Here is a 19103-nt window from a genome sequence, read left to right on the forward strand (position 1 = left end):
GGTTGTGAGACACTAGAGATAGTGAGAGCAGAATAGAGAAAAGTTATTAAAGGAATAATCCTGGCGGCGATAGAGCGGTGGTCCCACCTGACCCCATACCGAACTCAGAAGTGAAACGCCGATGCGCCGATGGTAGTGTGGGGCTTCCCCATGTGAGAGTAGGACACCGCCAGGTACTGAATGTGAACCCCGAGCTAAATGGCTTGGGGTTTTTGTTTTTAGATTTGATTTTAATAAAGTAAAAGTGCGGTCAAAATCAGAATAGTTTTATTAAAGATGTTTAAATCTTTTAATGAGAAAATAGAGGTGGAATGGTACAATCACCAAAATTTTTTATAGGATAAATAACACAAATGGCTCGTAAAAAGAAAACTCGTAAAATTAGCGATATTATGCCAATTCGTAAATCAGATAAGAAACCTGAAGCACCGAAACTATCAGGTAAGAAATTAACACGTTATGAATTAGATGCTAAGGCAAGAGAAGATAAGAAAAAACGTAAACATAAAGGTTTAGCATCTGGTTCTCGTCATAGTAACGCAGAGCAAAATAAAAATAACCAAGTCGTTGAACAAAAAGATCCACGTATTGGCAGTCGTAAAAAGGTTCCACTGATTGTTGAATTTGTGAATAAGCCTGAGAAAGGGATGACAATTCCAGCAGTAAAAGAACCGAAAAAACTTGCGCCTGAAGTTGAGTTAGAACGTTTAGAAAATAATGAAATTCTAAATGAATTATTGGATGCCTTAGATGAAGGCAAAACGATTAGTAAAGCTGATCAACAATTTGTGGATGAATGCTTAGATCGTATTGCTCAATTAATGGAAGAATTAGGTATTCAAGATGAAGATGAGACAGAGGATGATCTCTATCGAACCTTCGAGAAAATTGATATAAACCAATTCAGATAATTGTCATGTGGCCGATTATTTTAAGTATTATTGCTTTGGGAATTATTGCTGGCGTATCATTTTATGCTTTCAAATTACTTAGGAAGTTACACCATCAAAACACTTTCATTAAACAGGCTAAAATAGCGCGTACAAAACGCCTAAAAGAGAGTATGGTAATTATCGCTAAAGCGATGCAAAATGGAGATTGTAACCATTCAGAAGGGGTAATTCGTTTATCAATGCTTTTACTCCCTTTTGGACAATCTTTGCAGCCATATCAAGCTATGTATGCACTTTATAATATTGTAAAAGAAATGCCTACGCATGAAGCTCGGAAAGCATTGTTAAAAAAAGAAAGAATGAAACTCGATCTTGAGCGAGAAAGTGCAGAAGCAAAATTTGAAGAAGAAATTATGTTGGAGTTACGTCAGTTTTTAAATGACGTAGAGAAATTTGGGGAAGCTTAATGTCTGAAATTATTTGGGATCTTGCGTTAATTCAAAAATATAACCAATCAGGACCTCGTTATACATCTTATCCAACTGCATTAGAATTTAATGAAAGTTACACAAACGAAGATTTTATTGCAGCGGCTAATCGTTATCCGGAAAGACCACTTTCCCTTTACGTACACATTCCGTTTTGTCACAAACTTTGCTATTTCTGTGGCTGTAATAAGGTGATTACTCGCCATCAACATAAGGCGGATATTTATCTTGATTACCTTGAAAAAGAAATCAAAGCGCGTTCAGAATTATTCAAAAATCGTGTTGCGACTCAAGTGCATTGGGGCGGCGGTACACCGACTTATTTGACAGAAGAGCAATCTGCTCGTTTGATGAAAATGCTTAAAGATCATTTTACGATTGCGGATAATGCAGAAGTTAGTATTGAGATGGACCCACGCGAAATTGAGCTAGACATGCTTGATCATTTACGCAATATTGGTTTTAACCGAATTAGCATGGGTGTACAAGATTTTAATAAAGCTGTTCAAAAAGCGGTAAACCGTGAACAAGATGAAGAGTTTGTGAATGCATTACTTGTTCGTGCTCGTGAGTTAGGTTTCCAATCGACTAACCTTGATTTAATTTATGGATTGCCACTTCAAAATGTGGAAAGCTTTATGTTTACATTACATAAAGTGATTGAATTAAATCCAGATCGTTTAAGTATCTTTAACTATGCCCATTTGCCAAGTCGATTTGCAGGACAAGCAAAAATTAAAGAAGATCAATTACCGCCACCGGAAACCAAATTAGAAATCTTACAGAAAACTATCGAAACCTTAGGTAATGCGGGTTATAAGTTTATCGGTATGGATCACTTTGCTAAACCTGATGATGAATTAGCGATTGCCCAAGAGAAAGGTATCTTACACCGAAATTTCCAAGGCTATACTACTCAGGAAGAATGTGATTTGCTCGGTTTAGGTGTATCAGCCATTAGTTTATTAGGTGATACATATGCTCAAAACCAAAAAGAATTAAAACATTATTATCATGATGTGGAAAATTCAGGAATCGCATTACATAAAGGTTTAGCGATGACAAAAGAAGATTGCTTACGCCGTGATGTGATTAAGCAATTGATTTGTAACTTTAAGCTTGATTTTGCACCAATTGAAAAACAATATAATATTGATTTCAAAAAGCACTTTGCTGAAGATTTACAATTATTACAGCCATTACTTGAAGATGGGTTAATTTCTGAAACGGAAACAGGCTTACAAGTTTCGCCTAAAGGTCGCTTATTAATCCGTAATATTTGTTTATGCTTTGATACCTATTCAAGAGCTGCGGCAAAACGACAACAATTCTCTCGAATTATTTAGTTATACAAAAAACGGTCAAGATACAATCCTCGACCGTTTTTTCTTTTTATCTATTTTTATTCTGCGATACTTTCTAGAGCCCATAACTCGCTGAGATTTTCTCTGCGACGAATTAAGTGAGCTTTGTTTCCATCCACTAACACTTCAGCCGTGCGTGGGCGAGAATTGTAGTTTGAGGACATGCTTGCACCATAAGCTCCAGCAGAACGTTGAGCAATATAATCCCCTTCAGCAATAGCGAGCTCACGCTGTTTACCTAGGAAGTCAGAGGTTTCGCATACCGGGCCAACAACATCATAAATGGCTTTTTCACGCCCTAAAGTGCGGTCAATTTCAATGATGTTCATATAGGCTTCATAGAGTGCCGGGCGAATCATATCGTTCATGCCAGTATCGGTAATCGCGAAGTTTCGGCTTTCATTACTTTTTAAGTATTGAACTTTAGCCACTAAAATCCCCGCATTCGCCGCGATCGCTCGACCTGGTTCTAGAATAATTTCGAGATCTTCATAATCTTTTAATTTATTCAGTAGCGCCGTCGCATAATCACTTGGATGAGGTGGCGTTTCATCAGTATAAGTTACGCCTAAACCACCACCGAGATCTAAGTGTTTTAATGTGATGCCATCTTCTTTTAATTGTTCCATTAAACGAATGAGGCGATCCGTTGCATCTAAGAAAGGTTGTAATTCAGTAAGCTGAGAGCCAATATGGCAATCCATACCCGTAATTTTTACATGAGGTAAGGTTGCAGCTAATTTATAGACTTCACGTGCTTCATCTACGCTCACACCAAATTTGTTTTCCTTTAATCCCGTAGAAATGTAAGGGTGGGTATGGGCATCAACATCGGGGTTCACGCGTAAAGAAATAGGGGCTACTTTGCCAATTTCACCCGCAATTTGGTTGATATGGTGTAATTCCGCAACAGATTCCACATTAAAACAACGAATTCCTACTTCTAATGCTCGCATAATTTCGGCACGAGATTTTGCCACGCCAGAAAAGACAACTTTTGATGCTTCTCCACCTGCTGCTAATACGCGTTCTAATTCGCCTTGCGAAACGATATCAAAACCAGAACCTAATTTTGCCATGACATTCAATATTCCAATATTAGAATTGGCTTTAACGGCATAACAAATTAAGTGTGGATGCTTTCCTAAAGCAGAATCAAAGGCATGCCAATGGCGTTCAAGTGTGGCACGAGAATAAATATAAAGCGGTGTGCCGAATTCTTCAGCGAGTTGTTTGACGGGCAAATCTTCAACATAAAGTTGCTCGTTTTTATATTGGAAAAAATCCATGACGAATCCTTTAAGTGCGGTCAGTTTTTATTGTGTTTTTTGTGTGTTTTGCGGCTGTTCTTTTTCAGGAAAATATAATGGCCCTTTTACACCACAACCTGTCGCTAAAGTACAGAATGCACTGAGTAATAAAATAGAAAGTAATTTTTTCATTTTTCAATCTCTCTAATAAGTAAAATCTGCCTTTGCCAACGAGGCGAAAGGCTTTATAATTCACGGCATTCTATCAGATTTAATCGGAAAATTTTATGAATGTTGCAGAATTTCACCAAAATATTGAACAGGTTTGGCAAAAAATTGAAGAAACGTTAGAGAATCAAGATTGCGATGTAGATTGCGAAACGCAAGGTTCGGTATTCACGATCACATTTGATGACCGTTCACAAATCGTTATCAATAAACAAGAACCACTTCTTGAGCTTTGGCTTGCGAGCCGTTTGGGTGGATTCCATTTTGCTTATAAAAATAATGATTGGGTGGCAAATGGTGGTAAACGCTTTTGGGATTCTTTAACCGAGGCGGTTGCCGCTCACGGAGAAACGGTAACATTCTAATGGCCGAACTCGCGGAACATGATCCGCAAAAAACAGACTTAAAAACGACCGCACTTAATACGTTGCGGTCTGTTTTTGGTTACCAATCTTTCCGCAAAGGGCAGGAAGAAGTGATTCATGCCGCACTAAGCGGTCAGGATGCCTTAGTGGTGATGGCTACAGGAAACGGTAAATCCTTGTGTTATCAAATTCCAGCACTTTGTTTTCCTGGTCTCACATTAGTGATTTCGCCTTTGATTTCTTTAATGAAAGATCAAGTAGATCAACTTCAAGCAAACGGTATTGAAGCCGATTTTCTAAACTCTAGTCAGACGCCAGAACAACAACAGCAAGTTGAAAATAAGCTGATTTCAGGACAATTAAAATTATTATATGTTTCGCCTGAAAAAGTGATGACAAACAGCTTTTTTCAGCTGATTTCTTATGCTCAAATTTCCTTTATCGCCATTGATGAAGCCCATTGTATTTCACAATGGGGCCATGATTTCCGCCCTGAATATACTCAGCTAGGTGGCTTAAAAGCGGCTTTTCCAAATGCGCCGATTATGGCATTAACGGCTACAGCGGATTACGCGACGAGACAGGATATTCTCACTCATCTTAAATTAGACAATCCTCATAAATACATTGGCAGTTTTGATCGTCCGAATATTCGTTATACGTTGGAAGAAAAGTTTAAGCCGATGGAGCAGCTTACGCGTTTTGTGTTGGCTCAGAAAGGCAAAAGCGGCATTGTGTATTGCAATAGTCGTTCGAAAGTAGAACGTATAGCCGAAACTTTGCGAAATAAAGGCGTGTCTGCTGCCGCGTATCATGCGGGAATGGAAACCACACTGCGAGAACGCGTCCAACAAGATTTTCAACGAGATAATGTTCAAGTTGTAGTTGCGACGATTGCGTTTGGCATGGGCATTAATAAATCTAATGTGCGTTTTGTCGCCCATTTTGATTTACCGAGAAGCATTGAATCGTATTATCAAGAAACCGGTCGCGCGGGACGGGATGATTTACCTGCAGAAGCGGTACTTTTCTACGAACCGGCTGATTATGCTTGGTTACAGAAAATTCTGCTGGAGAAACCAGAGACGCCACAACGTCAAATTGAGCAACATAAATTGGAAGCTATTGGTGAATTTGCGGAAAGTCAGACTTGCCGACGTTTAGTGTTACTCAATTATTTTGGTGAATATCGTCAAACGCCTTGTCAAAACTGTGATATTTGTCTTGACCCGCCAAAGAAATATGATGGCTTAATTGATGCACAAAAAGTGATGTCGACGATTTATCGTGTGGGACAGTGTTTCGGCGTGCAATATGTGATTGCGGTATTGCGAGGGATGCATAATCAAAAAATTGTAGAACGCCAACATGATAAGTTAAGTGTTTATGGCATTGGTAAAGATAAAAGCAAAGAACATTGGCAATCCGTGATTCGCCAGCTTATCCACCTTGGTTTTATTCAACAAGTGATCGGTGAGTTTAATAGTGCAACGCTTCAGCTCACAGAAAGCGCTCGCCCTGTTTTAAAAGGTGAAGTGCCGCTTGAATTGGCGATGCCACGCATTTCATCTATTAATAAAATTGTGCATACGTCCCATAAAAATACGGTAGCAAATTACGATAAAGATCTGTTTGCTCGTTTGCGTTTCTTAAGGAAGCAACTTGCGGATAAAGAAAATATTCCACCTTATATTGTCTTTAACGATGCAACGTTACAGGAAATGGCACAATATATGCCAACAAGTAATATTGAAATGTTACAAATTAATGGGGTGGGCGCGATCAAATTAGAACGCTTTGGGCAGCCGTTTATGGCATTGATTCGAGAGCACAAAGCGATTTTAGAAAAGGCTGAAAAAGAATAAGTGCGGTCAAAAAGCAAAGAATTTTTCGACCGCACTTTTTTTCTAGCTTGCACTTACATCTTGTTCATCGCGTAATTGACGGTCAAAGACTTGTGCACAATCATCGGTACCCGAACCATACCAAGTGGTATCACGTAATGCCACTTCACCTTTACGGTATTTTTCCACTTCGCTTTTCTTCACTAAATAGCCGGTGACACGAATTAAATCGGTGTTTTTGAGATAAGTCGTGATGTAGCGGTAACCTTGTGCAAATGAACCATCGATAATATCAACGACAGCATCTAAATGATCCACATAGGTTTGGTCAAAGGCAAACAAATCTCCCGTACCTGATGGGAAGTACTTATGGAATGGTGCCGATTGTTTTAAATGAGCTAATAATGTTGGTTCTTCACCCACACGAATACGATGCGCAGGCGCATTACGTTTATCTTCTTCATGATTGCTTGCACCCACTTGCGCATGTAATAAATAACGGTTGCCCGTGCGTTCAGCATACACGCCTTCATGGTTATCCGTGACTTCTTTCAATTTATCCATAATTAAAGTTGCAATTTCATCACCGCGTTGGCTTTTACCAAAGGTTTCGTTTAAGCCTTCTTGTTGCAATAAATGATTTGCTGCATCTGCGAGACCAACAATGGCAAACATTCCCGTAAAATTAGTCCGTTTGATAAACCCTTCTTTTTCGAGGAATGAGGTATTGAAGAAGTTGCTTTCTTCTACTACAAATTTATGGCGTTTATCCATAGTGGAAAGTGCACATTTTGCTACGCGAGGTAAAAGTTCATTGACCATTTCATCCACTGTTTTACAGGCGCGCGCGATAGTCCCTAAGCGCAAGCGAGTGAGGGTGTAAGCCCCACCACATTCAGGCAGTGCGTTATAGCAGCTTGCAATACCATATTGTTCGCCCAAGTCAGAAATGTAGTAAGCATCATTGGCAAAAGACGGTTTAGAAACCAATAAGCAGGCTTTTGCTGCTAATTCTGCAAATTCACGACTTGTTTTACTCTTATCGTAACGAATGGTCATATTTGGTGTTGGTGCTTCTAGCTCAATCACCGCTTTTAAAATCAAACGCCCTGCTTTGGTGTCATAAGGCCCAATATTGGCATGGCAGAATGAATCTGGCACAGTTTTATCCACATGATTTAAGAAACGTTTAATTTTGATGTAGTCTTGTTCTTCATCGGTAATAAACGGGTCAAGTAGCATGTCTAAACGCCCAATGTAAACTGGGAATGTGGTAATTGATGGCACGTGGGAATATAAAATCAATAAGCCATCTAATGCTTCATCAAGATCTTTGGGCGCTGGCAATTCAAGGAATTCACAGCCTTTTTTAATATACACATTGTAATCTGGCAAAATATAACGTGGGCGATAAATCGCGTAGCCTTCGTTTAAATCACAGATCATTTGATTTTGAAGGAATTGCCATTCTTCATTCGTATAGCCTAATAATTCACGAGGATCAAATAATCGCTCGGCGATATTGCCTAAACACATGAGTTTTTGTTGATAGGTGAGTGTATTGGATTTTACGGTATCCAAAATATCTTGAAGAGACGCAAGCATAATAATGTCCTAATTAAAAAGGGTAGCTTATTTTAAGTCAGTGAATGAGTGATGACAATTTTGACAATGTGATCTACATCACATTTATGATATTTATCAGTCAATTCGGTTATATCATATGACGTTAAAATGTTTGGGTTTTATCGGGTTTACCATTATGATGTCGGCGGTAAACATAAACAGGAATAATATGAAAAAAGCACGGGTGATTCCCCACACCAGTTGGGCAGCCAAATCGCTATGGTCAGTCGAAGGTAAAACCATGTCGATGCTCTTATTTGCATTGGCAATACTGGGCATTGGGGATGGTTTAATTGTGCTCGCTAATTTGGGCTCTTCACCTTGGACCGTGCTTTCTCAAGGTGTGGCATTACAAGCTAAGGTGAGTATCGGTTGGTCATCATTTTGGATTAGCTGTTTGGTAATGTTAGCCTGGATTCCCCTCAAATTAAAACTTGGGCTTGGCACCATTCTGAATATCATTGTGATTGCCTTTTTCCTTGGTTTAACCACGAAAATTGTGTCAGAACCAACCGCACTTTTTAGCCGAATTTTATTCGGTGGGATTGGGCTTTTGCTTTATGGATTAGGGACGGCATTGTATTTAACCTGTCATCAAGGAGCAGGCCCGCGGGATGGTTTAATGGTGGGGCTTTGTCAACGCCTTCATTTAAAAGTGGGGATTGTGAGAACAAGCCTTGAAGTGTCGGTTTGTGTGTTAGGTTATATTCTCGGCGGCACAGTTGGAATAGGTACCGTTGTTTTTGCCGCCGCAATAGGTTGGATTGTGCAGTTATGCTTAAATTCAATTGCTCGCTTGCCACATCTTCCGCACGAAGGGGACAATCTCCACTAAGGCATCATCAATAGAAATTAAGCCTAAGTTCATTTCGTCTTTCCCTTTTGGTGGACAGAAAGCAAGATGTTTGTCTGCATCGTTAATCGGTTTCCAACGACGAGGCTGAGATGAGCGACTGTTTGGATAGAATCCGATTGTTGGCACATTGAATGCACTGCTTAAATGCAATGGTCCAGTAGAACCCGCAATGAATAAATCCGCACAAGCCAGAGAGTGTGCAAAATCAATCAATCCTTTATTCTTATCGTAAACAACCACATTTGGGCTGTCGATTTTTGCCGCTAACTCATGGGCTTTTTCACTTTCACCCGGTCCTGCCGTTAAGATAATCTGGCAATCAAATTCGCTTAACAAACCTTGTATCAATTGAGCATATTGTGGTAATGAGAGACTTGTTGCTGAACCACCTGTTCCGCTATGCACAAATATCCATTTTTTATCTGCCGATAAACCGAATTGTTCTTGAAGAAAAACACGTTGATTTTTAACCGCACTTTCAGGAAGTGAAAGGTAAGGTGGTTTGGGTTCCACAATCGGCATGTTATGTTTCTTTAAGAACGCCCGAGCCAGATCTTGATTGTATTCTGCTTCAGATTTTTCTGAGCGTGAGCGGCGTTGTGTCAAACGATGGTTATAAAGGATTTGCACCCATTTTGTTGCGGGTGCAAGACGATAAGGAATCCCACTTTTCCATGCTAATTTACCGTTATGGGTATTGGAAAAGAAACTAATCATGCCATCAAATTGCTGCTCTTTGATTTCTTTAACAAGACGATTAAAATCCGCTTTGTCGTTCTTGGCACTATCAATGATGACATCATCTAAATGAGGGCAAATTTGTGCAAGCGGAGCGGTATAAGCTGGCACAAGTGCGGTCAGTTTTAGCTCGGGATTTGAGGCTTTCAACATCGCAAAAGCCGGAAACGCCTGAACAAAATCCCCCAGTTTATCATTACGAATGACTAAAATTTTCATTATTCTGCCTTTTGCTGTGTTCGTATTGCGGTATAAAACACAATCGTTAAGAAAAAGTAAAAAATAGTACCTGAATTATGTACCAAGAACCCTTGGCTTAAGCCATAGATCATCACAGATAAAATATGGGCAACGCCTAACGTTGCAATTAGCTTGATCTCATTATTTGCTGTTTTCAGGTTTTTCATAAAGCTACGTAGAGGGATAAATAAAACAGCAAGTAAGGCGAGCAAGCCAATAATTCCTCGTTTGGATAGGTCATCTAAATATTGGTTATGAGCATGAGTAAATTGCCCAATGTTACCTGTGGCAATTTTTTCTTTTGTTTCTTGTTTACGTTTTTCTGTTGCCCCTTGAATGCCCCAACCAAATAAAGGTTTTTCTTTTGCCATTTCAAGTGCACTTTTCCACATTTCAAAACGAGCCCCAAGAGAAGTATTTCCATCATGGTTATCCAAGTAAAGTTGAATATCTTTTTGAGCAACATCAATGCGTTCCATAATGCGGTTATTGGGCATTTGGCTAATACCAATGCTTGCTACGGCGATGATTCCAAAGAAAGTCAGGAAAAAACGTTTTGAAAGGGAATGGCGATAAATCCAAAGGATAACAATAAGTAAGATCGGTAATGCAACCCATCCTCCACGAGCGGTAGAAAGCAAACTTCCTACGATGCCACATAAGCCACCAATTACACTAAGAGCGGTCAGTTTCACCTCTCTTTTCTGATAAGCATATAGAGCAATAATCAGGCTCAAAATGCCTAATGACATAGAAATGTCACCGCCTTGAATATGCATAATTCGAGGATTTTGATCCGGATTAAGATTCAAGATAAATTTATCATAAAGCGCGATACAGACAGAAACAATACCACCAAGGGGGATAGCATAACTCAATACACAGGTTTTGATTGGATATTTTAATAATAAAAGTAAAACAGGAATTAAGAAAACAACGCGACTTGCCGTATCTAGATCACGCATTTTTCCCCCGTTAATGCAGAGGGAAAGTACAAATGTAAGAAAATAAAAAAGGTAGCTATAAATTAACCATTTATCAACTTTCGATAAGTTTAAAAGTGGTTTCTTGATTAAAGCATAAATGCCATAACTTAAACCGATTAACATCAATAGAGCAGGCGCAGCATTATATCCACCTTTGACAATAAATATCGAAAGAAAGAAAAGCGTTACCGCAAAGTTTATTAGGGTGGCTAACCAATTTTGTTTTGTTATTTGCATAGATAAGAGCCAACATTCGGGTTATGTAAAACTAAAAAACCGCACTAACAAAGTGCGGTTTCATTTTAGTCTATTTTTATGGATTATAAAACATCAACGCAGTTTAAGTCTTCGAAAGATTGTTCTAAGCGTTTAGACATTGACTCTTCCATTTTACGTAACCAAACACGTGGGTCGTAGTATTTTTTGTTTGGTACATCAGGACCTTCAGGGTTACCTAATTGACCTTGGAGGTATGCTTCGTTTGCTTTATAGAAACTTAAGATACCATTCCATGCCGCCCATTGAGTATCAGTATCGATATTCATTTTGATTGCACCATAGCTAATTGCTTCGCGGATTTCTTCGCGGCTAGAACCTGAACCACCGTGGAAGACGAAGTTGATTGGTTTAGCAGGAAGATTGCGTTCTTTTGCAACGAACTCTTGTGATGCACCTAAAATAGATGGTTTTAATTTTACGTTACCTGGTTTGTAAACACCGTGTACGTTACCGAATGCAGCCGCAACGGTAAAGTTAGGGCTTACTGGGTTTAATTGGTCGTAAACATAAAGCACATCAGATGGTTGAGTGTATAAGCGAGATTCATCGACATCTGAGTTATCTACACCATCTTCTTCACCACCGGTAATACCAATTTCGATTTCAAGGGTCATACCTAACTTGTCCATACGAGCAAGGTATTCACGGCAGATTGCCATGTTTTCTTCCATTGGTTCTTCAGATAAATCAAGCATGTGAGAAGAGAATAATGGACGACCAGTTTCTGCGAAGTGTTTTTCACCCGCTTCAAGTAAGCCATCGATCCATGGAAGTAATTTTTTCGCCGCATGGTCAGTATGAAGAATAACTGGCACACCGTATTCTTTGGCTAAAGTATGAACGTGTTTCGCACCTGCGATCGCACCTAAAACGTCTGGACGAGCACCGCTTGTTGGTTTGATACCTTTACCTGCGTAGAAAGCTGCACCACCGTTTGAGAATTGGATAATTACTGGTGCTTTCACACGTGCAGCGGTTTCCAATACAGCGTTTACGGAGTCAGAACCCACGCAGTTTACTGCAGGGATCGCGAAGTTGTTTGCTTTGGCATAAGCAAAGATTTTTTGAACATCTTCACCTGTTACTACGCCAGGTTTTACGATATCTAATAATTTAGCCATAGTTGTGTTTCCTTTTGTTTTGGAGGGCAAATCCCTCCGTTTGAAGAATCAATATTTATCCCCTCTGTGCAGAGGGGATAGAAGCCATTTAATTAACCGTTCGCACGTTTTTCAAGAATTTCTACTGCAGGTAATACTTTACCTTCAACGAATTCTAAGAATGCACCGCCACCGGTAGAGATATAAGAGATTTTATCTGCAATACCGAATAAATCGATAGCCGCTAAAGTATCACCACCACCAGCGATAGAGAATGCATCGCTGTTTGCAATCGCGTGAGAAATGATTTCAGTCCCTTTACGGAAGTTAGGGAATTCAAACACGCCAACTGGACCATTCCATAAAACAGTTTTTGCATTTTTGATGATTTCTGCTAATTGTTCTGCAGATTTGTCACCGATATCGAAGATAGATTCATCATCTTTCACTTCGGTCACTGATTTTTCTGTTGCAGATGCAGTTTCAGAGAATTCAGTACCTACACGTACATCAACTGGTACTGGAATGTCAGTGCTTGCTGCTAATTCTTTTGCTACAGGGATTAAATCTGCTTCATATAAAGATTTACCCACATTGTGGCCTGCTGCTGCGATGAAAGTATTCGCAATACCACCACCCACGATAATTTGGTCAGCAATTTTTGAAAGAGAGTTTAATACTTCTAATTTAGTGGAAACTTTTGAACCGCCTACGATCGCAACCATTGGACGAGCAGGTTCTTTTAATGCTTTACCTAACGCATCTAATTCTGCTGCAAGTAATGGACCTGCACAAGCAACCGGTGCAAACTCTGCTACGCCGTAAGTTGATGCTTGCGCACGGTGAGCTGTACCGAATGCATCCATTACGAATACGTCGCAAAGTGCGGCATATTTTTTACCTAATTCAGGATCGTTTTTCTTCTCACCTTTGTTCACACGTACGTTTTCTAAAACAACGATTTCGCCTTCTTTAACATCCACACCGTTTAAGTAGTCTTGCACTAAACGCACATTGAAACCTGCGTCTTTTAAGTAATCAACAACCGGTTGTAAAGAGTCTTCAGGTTTGAATTCACCTTCAGTTGGACGACCTAAGTGAGAGGTAACCATCACTTTTGCGCCTTTCTCTAAAGCCAGTTTTAACGTCGGGATAGTCGCACGAATACGCGCATCAGATGTCACTTTGCCATCTTTTACCGGTACGTTTAAGTCTGCGCGAATAAATACACGTTTACCTTTTAAATCTAAGTCGGTCATTTTGATTACTGACATAAGCTTTCCTCTTGGGTTAGTTAAAATTAAACGGGGATATTATACCTAGATCTTACTAGGTTGTAACGATGTAGATCAAATAAAAAAGCGAATTATGCTTATTTAGGGCAATCGATTACTTCCCACTGGCGATTGTAACAAATGAATAGTTCATTATGGCTCGCCCCTAAATAAACGCCTTTTAATTGCGGATTATGTTGCTTCATCCATTGAAATAATTCTTTACGGCTTAATTGTTCGTTTGGCAAAGAGAGTGATTCAAATAATGCTTTCTCTTGTTTGAAATAAGCTTCTGCTGAATCAAAAGCGCAGCTGCCGTGTTTTTCCCATTCGCCTTGCAATAATTTTGCGCCTGGTGAGATTGAAAGGTAAGGCTCGAGCGTTTCAATTGGAAGTGGCGCTAAATCACCCTTACAAAAACGAGGGTGATCCGTAACAGAACGTGCATTCGCATTTTGCGGCCATAAGCCATGCACTACCCAGCCAAATTGATTTTTTATATCACATTGATATTGTGCTGAATCAGGTAAATTATTGCCATATTGCTCACGTTGTTTTTCACAGAATGCTGGAGACCAAGATAAAGTCAACATATAGTAATCAACAGGAGCATTTTTGTTTTGTCCAATGGCATCATCACGCATGATGACATCATAATTCCCAAAATCTTTGGTATTTTTGACCGCGCTTTGACTTTGTTGTTGTGTGGTTTTTGGGGCGGGTTTGGTGTCTTTTTTGTGTTCAGTGAAATATTGCCAAATACTAAATGCGGCAAGGGCAATAAGGGAAAGAGTGGAAACCTGTTTTTTCATAAAAATCCTGTTTAAATTTTGTCAATTTTGCTTTTGTCGGCTATAATTCGCCGCTTTCTCATATAAAGGAATGGTATGGCGTTACTGATCACAAATAAATGCACAAACTGCGATATGTGTCTCCCCGAATGTCCGAATGAAGCAATTTCAATCGGCGAGGAGATCTATGTGATCGATCCTGTACTTTGTACGGAATGTGTTGGTCATTATGACACGCCAACTTGCCAAAAAGTTTGCCCGATTACAAACTGCATCAAGCCAGATCCTGAACATCAAGAAAGCGAAGAGCAGCTTTGGGAACGTTTTGTGATGATTCACCATTCGGATAAGTTGTAGAATTTACCTGATCTTTTTCTTTTCGTCCAATGACTATGAATAAAACGAAGTTAATTAAAATCGCCATCATTCTGATTTATTTGTTCAGTCCCATTGATATTTTGCCTGAAGCGGTACTTGGTCCATTAGGTTTAGTGGATGATGCGGCAGCCATTGCCTTATTAATTCGAATTTTATTGAAAAAATAAAAACTTGAATAAAATCAACCGCACTTTGCTTTTCTTATTCTTGCAAAATTCCGTCAATTTCTCTAAACTACGCGTCGGAAAATTTCTTTCCTCATCATTTCACTTTAAACGCTACCGGTGAGTAGCAAAAGGGACCTCAATCATGACAAACGTCAATCAATATAGCTGGAAAGCCTTGGTTGGATCAGCTGTCGGCTACGCGATGGATGGATTCGATCTTCTTATTCTTGGATTTATGCTTAGTGCCATTTCGGCAGATCTTAATTTAACTCCCGCACAATCTGGCTCATTAGTCACCTGGACACTTATTGGTGCCGTGGTGGGCGGTATTGTATTTGGTGCATTAAGCGATCGTTATGGGCGTGTACGCGTGCTGACTTGGACAATCGTCCTCTTCGCCGTATTTACCGGTTTATGTGCAATCGCACAAGGCTATTGGGATTTATTAATTTATCGCACCATCGCGGGTATCGGTTTAGGCGGTGAATTTGGTATCGGTATGGCATTAGCCATTGAAGCGTGGCCAGCAAAACACCGTGCAAAAGCTGCGTCTTATGTGGCGTTAGGTTGGCAAGTTGGTGTGTTAGCGGCTGCATTACTTACCCCTGTATTGCTTCCACATATCGGCTGGCGCGGCATGTTCGTTGTTGGTATCTTCCCAGCGTTTGTGGCCTGGTATTTACGTACCCGTTTACACGAACCTGAAATTTTCTCACAAAAACAGACCGAACTTTCAACCCAAAAAATATCGAAACTGGAATCTTTCCAACTCTTAGTAAAAGACAAAGCAACCACAAAAGTGAGCCTAGGTATAGTAGTGTTAACTTCCGTACAAAACTTCGGTTACTACGGCATTATGATTTGGATGCCAAACTTCTTATCTAAACAACTTGGCTTTAGTTTAACGAAATCAGGTTTATGGACGGCTGTTACCGTATGCGGCATGATGGCAGGGATTTGGATTTTTGGTCGTCTAGCCGATAGAATCGGACGTAAACCAAGTTTCTTATTATTCCAACTTGGTGCTGTGATCAGCATCATCACTTACTCTCAATTAACTGACCCAACGGCAATGTTGGTGGCCGGTGCCTTCTTGGGGATGTTTGTAAACGGCATGATGGGCGGTTATGGTGCATTAATGGCTGAAGCCTATCCGACAGAAGCACGAGCAACGGCACAAAATGTGTTGTTTAACTTAGGTCGTGCTGTTGGTGGGTTTGGACCAGTTGTTGTCGGAGCGATTGTCTCTGCGTACTCATTCAGTATTGCAATTGCTTTCTTGGCGGTGATTTATGTTATCGACATGGTGGCGACAGTCTTCTTAGTGCCAGAATTAAAAGGCAAAGAATTGAGCTAAGTGCGGTCAAAAAAATTCAAGTTTTTGAAAACATCGGGGTTAAAGCCGATGTTTTTTATTTGTGAAAAATCAGCCAATTTCAACCGCACTTTGTGCTAAACTATGGGCAATTTTCCTAATTTTGAAGAGTTATCGTGTACGCCAAACGTTCAGTTTCTACCCGTATTGCTAAATATTTATTTGTGGTCATTATCTTCATGGGCATTATTAGCTCGTTGAGTTTACTCGTGATGGCAAGCAATAAATCGGATGCGGAAGCCATTAATATCTCCGGTTCTTTGCGTATGCAAAGTTATCGACTATTAACGGAAATGGAACGTTCGCCGGATACAGTCGAACAGAATCTGGTGCGTTATCAACGTAGCCTCAATGCAGAGGCCTTGCTTTCTGTGCAGAATCAGCTTTTCGCACCTTCAGGGGTGAGGGAATCCTATCAAAAAATTCTACAACGCTGGGCGGTGATGTCTGATTTCGCCCGTGCGCATCAAATCGAAAAATATCATGCAGAACTGAAAAGTTATGTACAAGATGTCGACGATTTCGTGTTGGAATTACAACGCTTTGCTGAACAAAAATGGATTAGTGCGGTTTCAGTGCTATGCGTGTCGATGTTGTTAATTTTGGCCATGGTGTCTTATGTCATTTGGTATCTAAAGCGCGAAGTAGTGAAGCCTTTAGAGCTGATGACCAAAGCCAGTATGCAAGTGCAAATGGGGCAGTTTAAACATATCCAGCTTGATACAGAAAGTGGTAATGAGCTTGGTGTTTTGGCGAAAGTGTTTACGCAAATGTCCTCGGAATTAGGGCGACTTTATTCACGTTTAGAAGATGCCGTTAATGAGAAAACGCAAAAGTTGCGCCAAACTAACCGCTCTTTAACGACGCTTTATCAAAGCTCGCAGTTGCTTACGCCCACAAAGATTAATGATAAAATTCTCAGCCAAGTGCTCAATCATATTCGTGTCAGCGAACATTTACGCTACATTGAGTTAGAAATTTTTGGCTCGGAACATTGGGAAATTTCTTTTGGTCAAAAAGATCCTAAACAATCACTTCAAGTCGAAGAACTTTCTATTGAAAATGAAAACTTGGCTGTGCTCTCGTGGCAAGCCGGCTTGCCTTGTCCTGATCCCCGCATGATGAAAAACTTAGGACAAATGGTGGCAAAAGCGTTGTATTCGCACAAAACGCAACGCCAGCAAGAGCAACTCTTATTGATGGAAGAGCGGTCCATTATTGCACGGGAATTACATGACTCTTTGGCGCAAGTGCTGTCTTTCTTACAAATTCAATTAACGCTGTTAAAGCATAATTTGAAGAAAGAAGACGAGGAATCAAAAGAGAAAAGCATTGCGATCATTGGTGAATTTGAACAAGCTTTATCAGATGGGTATTCTCAATTACGAGAATTATTAGCGACCTTCCGTTTAACGGTACAAGAAGCCAACCTACAGGTTGCTTTGGAGCAAGTTATCGAAAGTTTACGTTCGCAAACGAAGATGCAAATGACGGTGGACTGCAGTTTGCCATCACAAAGTTTAAATCCACAAGAATTAGTGCACGTTCTGCAAATTGTGCGTGAAGCAACGCTGAATGCGATTAAACACTCAAAAGGTACGTTGATTGAGGTAAAAGCACACATCAATGCAGAAGGGGAATACGAAATTCTTGTGCAAGATAATGGCGTAGGGATTCCGACGTTAGACGAGCCAGAAGGGCATTATGGTTTAAATATCATGACTGAACGCAGTCGCCAATTAAATGCTCAGCTTACAATTTCAAAAAGGGAGCAAGGTGGTACGCAAGTAAAAATCACGCTTCCTCACACGTTTTTTTAAGGAAAGTTAATGCAAAGTTTACAACCGTTTCACACCTTCAATATTCCGGCAAATGCACGTGAAATCATTGAAGCCACATCGATTGAACAAATCCAACAAGCTTGGCAAAAAGCGCAAGCTGAAAATCTCCCTGTCTTATTTTTAGGTCAAGGCAGCAACATGCTGTTTTTAGAAGATTTCCAAGGTGTTGTAATTGTTAACCGTTTATCGGGTATTCAACATACAGAAGATAGAGATTACCATTATTTGCATGTTAATGGTGGCGAAAATTGGCATCAGTTAGTGGAATGGTCGCTTTCACAAGGAATTAATGGTTTAGAAAACCTTGCACTCATTCCAGGTTGTGCCGGTTCAGCACCGATTCAAAATATTGGTGCGTATGGTGTAGAATTTAAAGATGTATGTGGTTACGTGGAGGTGTTGAATCTCAACTCAGGCGAACAATTCCGCTTACAGGCAAGTGAATGTGAATTTGGTTATCGCGAAAGTATTTTTAAACACCGATATGCACAAGGTTATGTGATTACGGCGGTTGGATTGAAATTAGCCAAAAATTGGCAACCGATTTTAAAATATGGCTCATTAGTGAATTTTGATCCTCAAACCGTGACGGCAAAACAAGTGTTTGATGAAGTGTGCCATATTCGCCGCAGCAAATTGCCTGATCCAAAAGAGTTTGGTAATGCCGGCAGTTTCTTCAAAAATCCAGTGGTGAGTGCAGCACAATTTGCGAAAATCCAAAAACAGGTAGAAAATCTACCGCACTTTCCACAACCGGATGGTTCTGTGAAACTTGCTGCGGGTTGGTTAATCGATCAGTGCCATTTAAAAGGTTTTCAAATCGGTGGTGCAGCAGTTCATCAACAACAAGCGTTAGTACTGATTAATAAAGGTAATGCCACAGGTCAGGATGTTGTGAAGCTTGCGCATCATATCCGTCAAACCGTGGCAGATAAATTTGGTGTGTATTTACAGCCAGAGGTACGCTTTATGGGCGCAAATGGCGAAGTGAATTCAGAGCAAGCCATCAGTTAATTTATA

Annotated in this window: 19 protein-coding genes and 1 rRNA gene; 12 read left to right on the forward strand and 8 right to left on the reverse strand. The window is 40.1% G+C overall.

What is annotated here, in order from left to right:
* The first annotated feature begins 59 nt into the window (after positions 1-59).
* The 4 genes from rrf (at position 60) to hemN (ending at position 2727) form a co-directional block, all read left to right on the forward strand.
* Positions 60-175: ribosomal RNA gene (gene rrf, locus INP93_RS03765) — 5S ribosomal RNA — on the forward strand.
* Between the two features lie 178 nt (positions 176-353).
* Entirely contained in the window at positions 354-911 is a 558-nt protein-coding gene (gene yihI, locus INP93_RS03770; RefSeq protein ID WP_197545172.1) for a Der GTPase-activating protein YihI, read from the forward strand.
* Between the two features lie 5 nt (positions 912-916).
* On the forward strand, positions 917-1360 hold the full coding sequence (locus tag INP93_RS03775) for a DUF2489 domain-containing protein (protein ID WP_197545173.1): 444 nt from the start codon (positions 917-919) through the stop codon (positions 1358-1360).
* Complete coding sequence (hemN, locus tag INP93_RS03780; RefSeq protein ID WP_197545174.1) at positions 1360-2727, forward strand: oxygen-independent coproporphyrinogen III oxidase; 1368 nt, start codon at positions 1360-1362, stop codon at positions 2725-2727. The genes INP93_RS03775 and hemN overlap by 1 nt, the downstream gene beginning before the upstream one ends.
* Before the next feature lie 56 nt (positions 2728-2783).
* Here hemN and lysA read toward each other — a convergent pair whose 3' ends face one another.
* Positions 2784-4034, reverse strand: a complete 1251-nt coding sequence (gene lysA / locus INP93_RS03785; protein ID WP_197545175.1) for a diaminopimelate decarboxylase — start codon at positions 4032-4034, stop codon at positions 2784-2786.
* A gap of 27 nt (positions 4035-4061) precedes the next feature.
* The gene (gene lptM / locus INP93_RS09690; protein ID WP_005697346.1) at positions 4062-4187 is read right to left on the reverse strand and encodes an LPS translocon maturation chaperone LptM; all 126 of its coding nucleotides are present in this window, start codon (positions 4185-4187) and stop codon (positions 4062-4064) included.
* 95 nt (positions 4188-4282) lie between these two features.
* On the opposite strand from lptM, the gene cyaY reads away from it, so the two are divergent.
* The gene (cyaY, locus tag INP93_RS03790) at positions 4283-4588 is read left to right on the forward strand and encodes an iron donor protein CyaY (RefSeq protein ID WP_197545176.1); all 306 of its coding nucleotides are present in this window, start codon (positions 4283-4285) and stop codon (positions 4586-4588) included.
* Complete coding sequence (gene recQ / locus INP93_RS03795; protein WP_197545177.1) at positions 4588-6453, forward strand: DNA helicase RecQ; 1866 nt, start codon at positions 4588-4590, stop codon at positions 6451-6453. The genes cyaY and recQ overlap by 1 nt, the downstream gene beginning before the upstream one ends.
* A 42-nt stretch (positions 6454-6495) precedes the next feature.
* On the opposite strand, the gene INP93_RS03800 is transcribed toward recQ, so the two are convergent.
* Positions 6496-8037 (reverse strand): YjjI family glycine radical enzyme, encoded by a 1542-nt coding sequence (locus INP93_RS03800; protein WP_197545178.1) that lies wholly within the window; start codon positions 8035-8037, stop codon positions 6496-6498.
* Between the two features lie 190 nt (positions 8038-8227).
* On the opposite strand from INP93_RS03800, the gene yczE reads away from it, so the two are divergent.
* Complete coding sequence (gene yczE, locus INP93_RS03805; RefSeq protein ID WP_197545179.1) at positions 8228-8893, forward strand: membrane protein YczE; 666 nt, start codon at positions 8228-8230, stop codon at positions 8891-8893.
* Here the strand turns inward: yczE and INP93_RS03810 are convergent.
* The 5 genes from INP93_RS03810 to INP93_RS03830 all read right to left on the reverse strand — a co-directional run bounded on the left by INP93_RS03810 (position 8843) and on the right by INP93_RS03830 (position 14343).
* Positions 8843-9874 carry a glycosyltransferase family 9 protein gene (locus INP93_RS03810; protein ID WP_197545316.1) on the reverse strand — a complete coding sequence of 344 codons (1032 nt, stop codon included), beginning with the start codon at positions 9872-9874 and terminating at the stop codon, positions 8843-8845. The genes yczE and INP93_RS03810 overlap by 51 nt on opposite strands.
* A complete protein-coding gene (locus INP93_RS03815) occupies positions 9871-10857 on the reverse strand; it encodes an O-antigen ligase family protein (protein WP_232087618.1) in 987 nt (328 codons plus the stop codon). Before INP93_RS03815 ends, INP93_RS03810 begins: the two co-directional genes overlap by 4 nt.
* A 341-nt stretch (positions 10858-11198) precedes the next feature.
* Positions 11199-12278, reverse strand: coding sequence for a class II fructose-bisphosphate aldolase (gene fbaA, locus INP93_RS03820; protein ID WP_054418981.1), 1080 nt, complete (start codon positions 12276-12278; stop codon positions 11199-11201).
* A 92-nt stretch (positions 12279-12370) separates the two neighbouring features.
* Positions 12371-13531, reverse strand: a complete 1161-nt coding sequence (gene pgk / locus INP93_RS03825) for a phosphoglycerate kinase (RefSeq protein WP_197545181.1) — start codon at positions 13529-13531, stop codon at positions 12371-12373.
* Between the two features lie 98 nt (positions 13532-13629).
* On the reverse strand, positions 13630-14343 hold the full coding sequence (locus INP93_RS03830) for a ribonuclease T2 family protein (protein ID WP_197545182.1): 714 nt from the start codon (positions 14341-14343) through the stop codon (positions 13630-13632).
* A gap of 75 nt (positions 14344-14418) precedes the next feature.
* Here INP93_RS03830 and INP93_RS03835 point away from each other — a divergent pair, with 75 nt between their 5' ends.
* The 5 genes from INP93_RS03835 to murB all read left to right on the forward strand — a co-directional run bounded on the left by INP93_RS03835 (position 14419) and on the right by murB (position 19097).
* Complete coding sequence (locus tag INP93_RS03835; RefSeq protein ID WP_014064693.1) at positions 14419-14679, forward strand: YfhL family 4Fe-4S dicluster ferredoxin; 261 nt, start codon at positions 14419-14421, stop codon at positions 14677-14679.
* 35 nt (positions 14680-14714) lie between these two features.
* A complete protein-coding gene (locus tag INP93_RS03840) occupies positions 14715-14867 on the forward strand; it encodes a DUF1232 domain-containing protein (protein WP_005696968.1) in 153 nt (50 codons plus the stop codon).
* Between the two features lie 142 nt (positions 14868-15009).
* Positions 15010-16224 carry an MFS transporter gene (locus INP93_RS03845; RefSeq protein ID WP_197545183.1) on the forward strand — a complete coding sequence of 405 codons (1215 nt, stop codon included), beginning with the start codon at positions 15010-15012 and terminating at the stop codon, positions 16222-16224.
* A 134-nt stretch (positions 16225-16358) separates the two neighbouring features.
* A complete protein-coding gene (narQ, locus tag INP93_RS03850) occupies positions 16359-18062 on the forward strand; it encodes a nitrate/nitrite two-component system sensor histidine kinase NarQ (protein ID WP_049365257.1) in 1704 nt (567 codons plus the stop codon).
* 9 nt (positions 18063-18071) lie between these two features.
* Entirely contained in the window at positions 18072-19097 is a 1026-nt protein-coding gene (gene murB, locus INP93_RS03855; protein ID WP_197545184.1) for a UDP-N-acetylmuramate dehydrogenase, read from the forward strand.
* The last annotated feature ends 6 nt before the right edge of the window (positions 19098-19103 follow it).

It is taken from the genome of Haemophilus parainfluenzae (assembly GCF_014931415.1).
GTDB classification, from domain to species: Bacteria; Pseudomonadota; Gammaproteobacteria; order Enterobacterales; family Pasteurellaceae; genus Haemophilus_D; species Haemophilus_D parainfluenzae_AF.

Excerpts from the sequence above, each read along its gene's own strand:
- cyaY (WP_197545176.1), top strand. The coding sequence starts at position 4,283 with ATGAATGTTGCAGAATTTCACCAAAATATTGAACAGGTTTGGCAAAAA.
- INP93_RS03830 (WP_197545182.1), bottom strand. The coding sequence starts at position 14,343 with ATGAAAAAACAGGTTTCCACTCTTTCCCTTATTGCCCTTGCCGCATTT.
- lysA (WP_197545175.1), bottom strand. The coding sequence starts at position 4,034 with ATGGATTTTTTCCAATATAAAAACGAGCAACTTTATGTTGAAGATTTG.
- fbaA (WP_054418981.1), bottom strand. The coding sequence starts at position 12,278 with ATGGCTAAATTATTAGATATCGTAAAACCTGGCGTAGTAACAGGTGAA.
- INP93_RS03815 (WP_232087618.1), bottom strand. The coding sequence starts at position 10,857 with ATGCGTGATCTAGATACGGCAAGTCGCGTTGTTTTCTTAATTCCTGTT.
- hemN (WP_197545174.1), top strand. The coding sequence starts at position 1,360 with ATGTCTGAAATTATTTGGGATCTTGCGTTAATTCAAAAATATAACCAA.
- yihI (WP_197545172.1), top strand. The coding sequence starts at position 354 with ATGGCTCGTAAAAAGAAAACTCGTAAAATTAGCGATATTATGCCAATT.
- INP93_RS03840 (WP_005696968.1), top strand. The coding sequence starts at position 14,715 with ATGAATAAAACGAAGTTAATTAAAATCGCCATCATTCTGATTTATTTG.
- recQ (WP_197545177.1), top strand. The coding sequence starts at position 4,588 with ATGGCCGAACTCGCGGAACATGATCCGCAAAAAACAGACTTAAAAACG.
- yczE (WP_197545179.1), top strand. The coding sequence starts at position 8,228 with ATGAAAAAAGCACGGGTGATTCCCCACACCAGTTGGGCAGCCAAATCG.
- lptM (WP_005697346.1), bottom strand. The coding sequence starts at position 4,187 with ATGAAAAAATTACTTTCTATTTTATTACTCAGTGCATTCTGTACTTTA.
- INP93_RS03845 (WP_197545183.1), top strand. The coding sequence starts at position 15,010 with ATGACAAACGTCAATCAATATAGCTGGAAAGCCTTGGTTGGATCAGCT.
- INP93_RS03835 (WP_014064693.1), top strand. The coding sequence starts at position 14,419 with ATGGCGTTACTGATCACAAATAAATGCACAAACTGCGATATGTGTCTC.
- INP93_RS03775 (WP_197545173.1), top strand. The coding sequence starts at position 917 with ATGTGGCCGATTATTTTAAGTATTATTGCTTTGGGAATTATTGCTGGC.
- INP93_RS03800 (WP_197545178.1), bottom strand. The coding sequence starts at position 8,037 with ATGCTTGCGTCTCTTCAAGATATTTTGGATACCGTAAAATCCAATACA.
- murB (WP_197545184.1), top strand. The coding sequence starts at position 18,072 with ATGCAAAGTTTACAACCGTTTCACACCTTCAATATTCCGGCAAATGCA.
- pgk (WP_197545181.1), bottom strand. The coding sequence starts at position 13,531 with ATGTCAGTAATCAAAATGACCGACTTAGATTTAAAAGGTAAACGTGTA.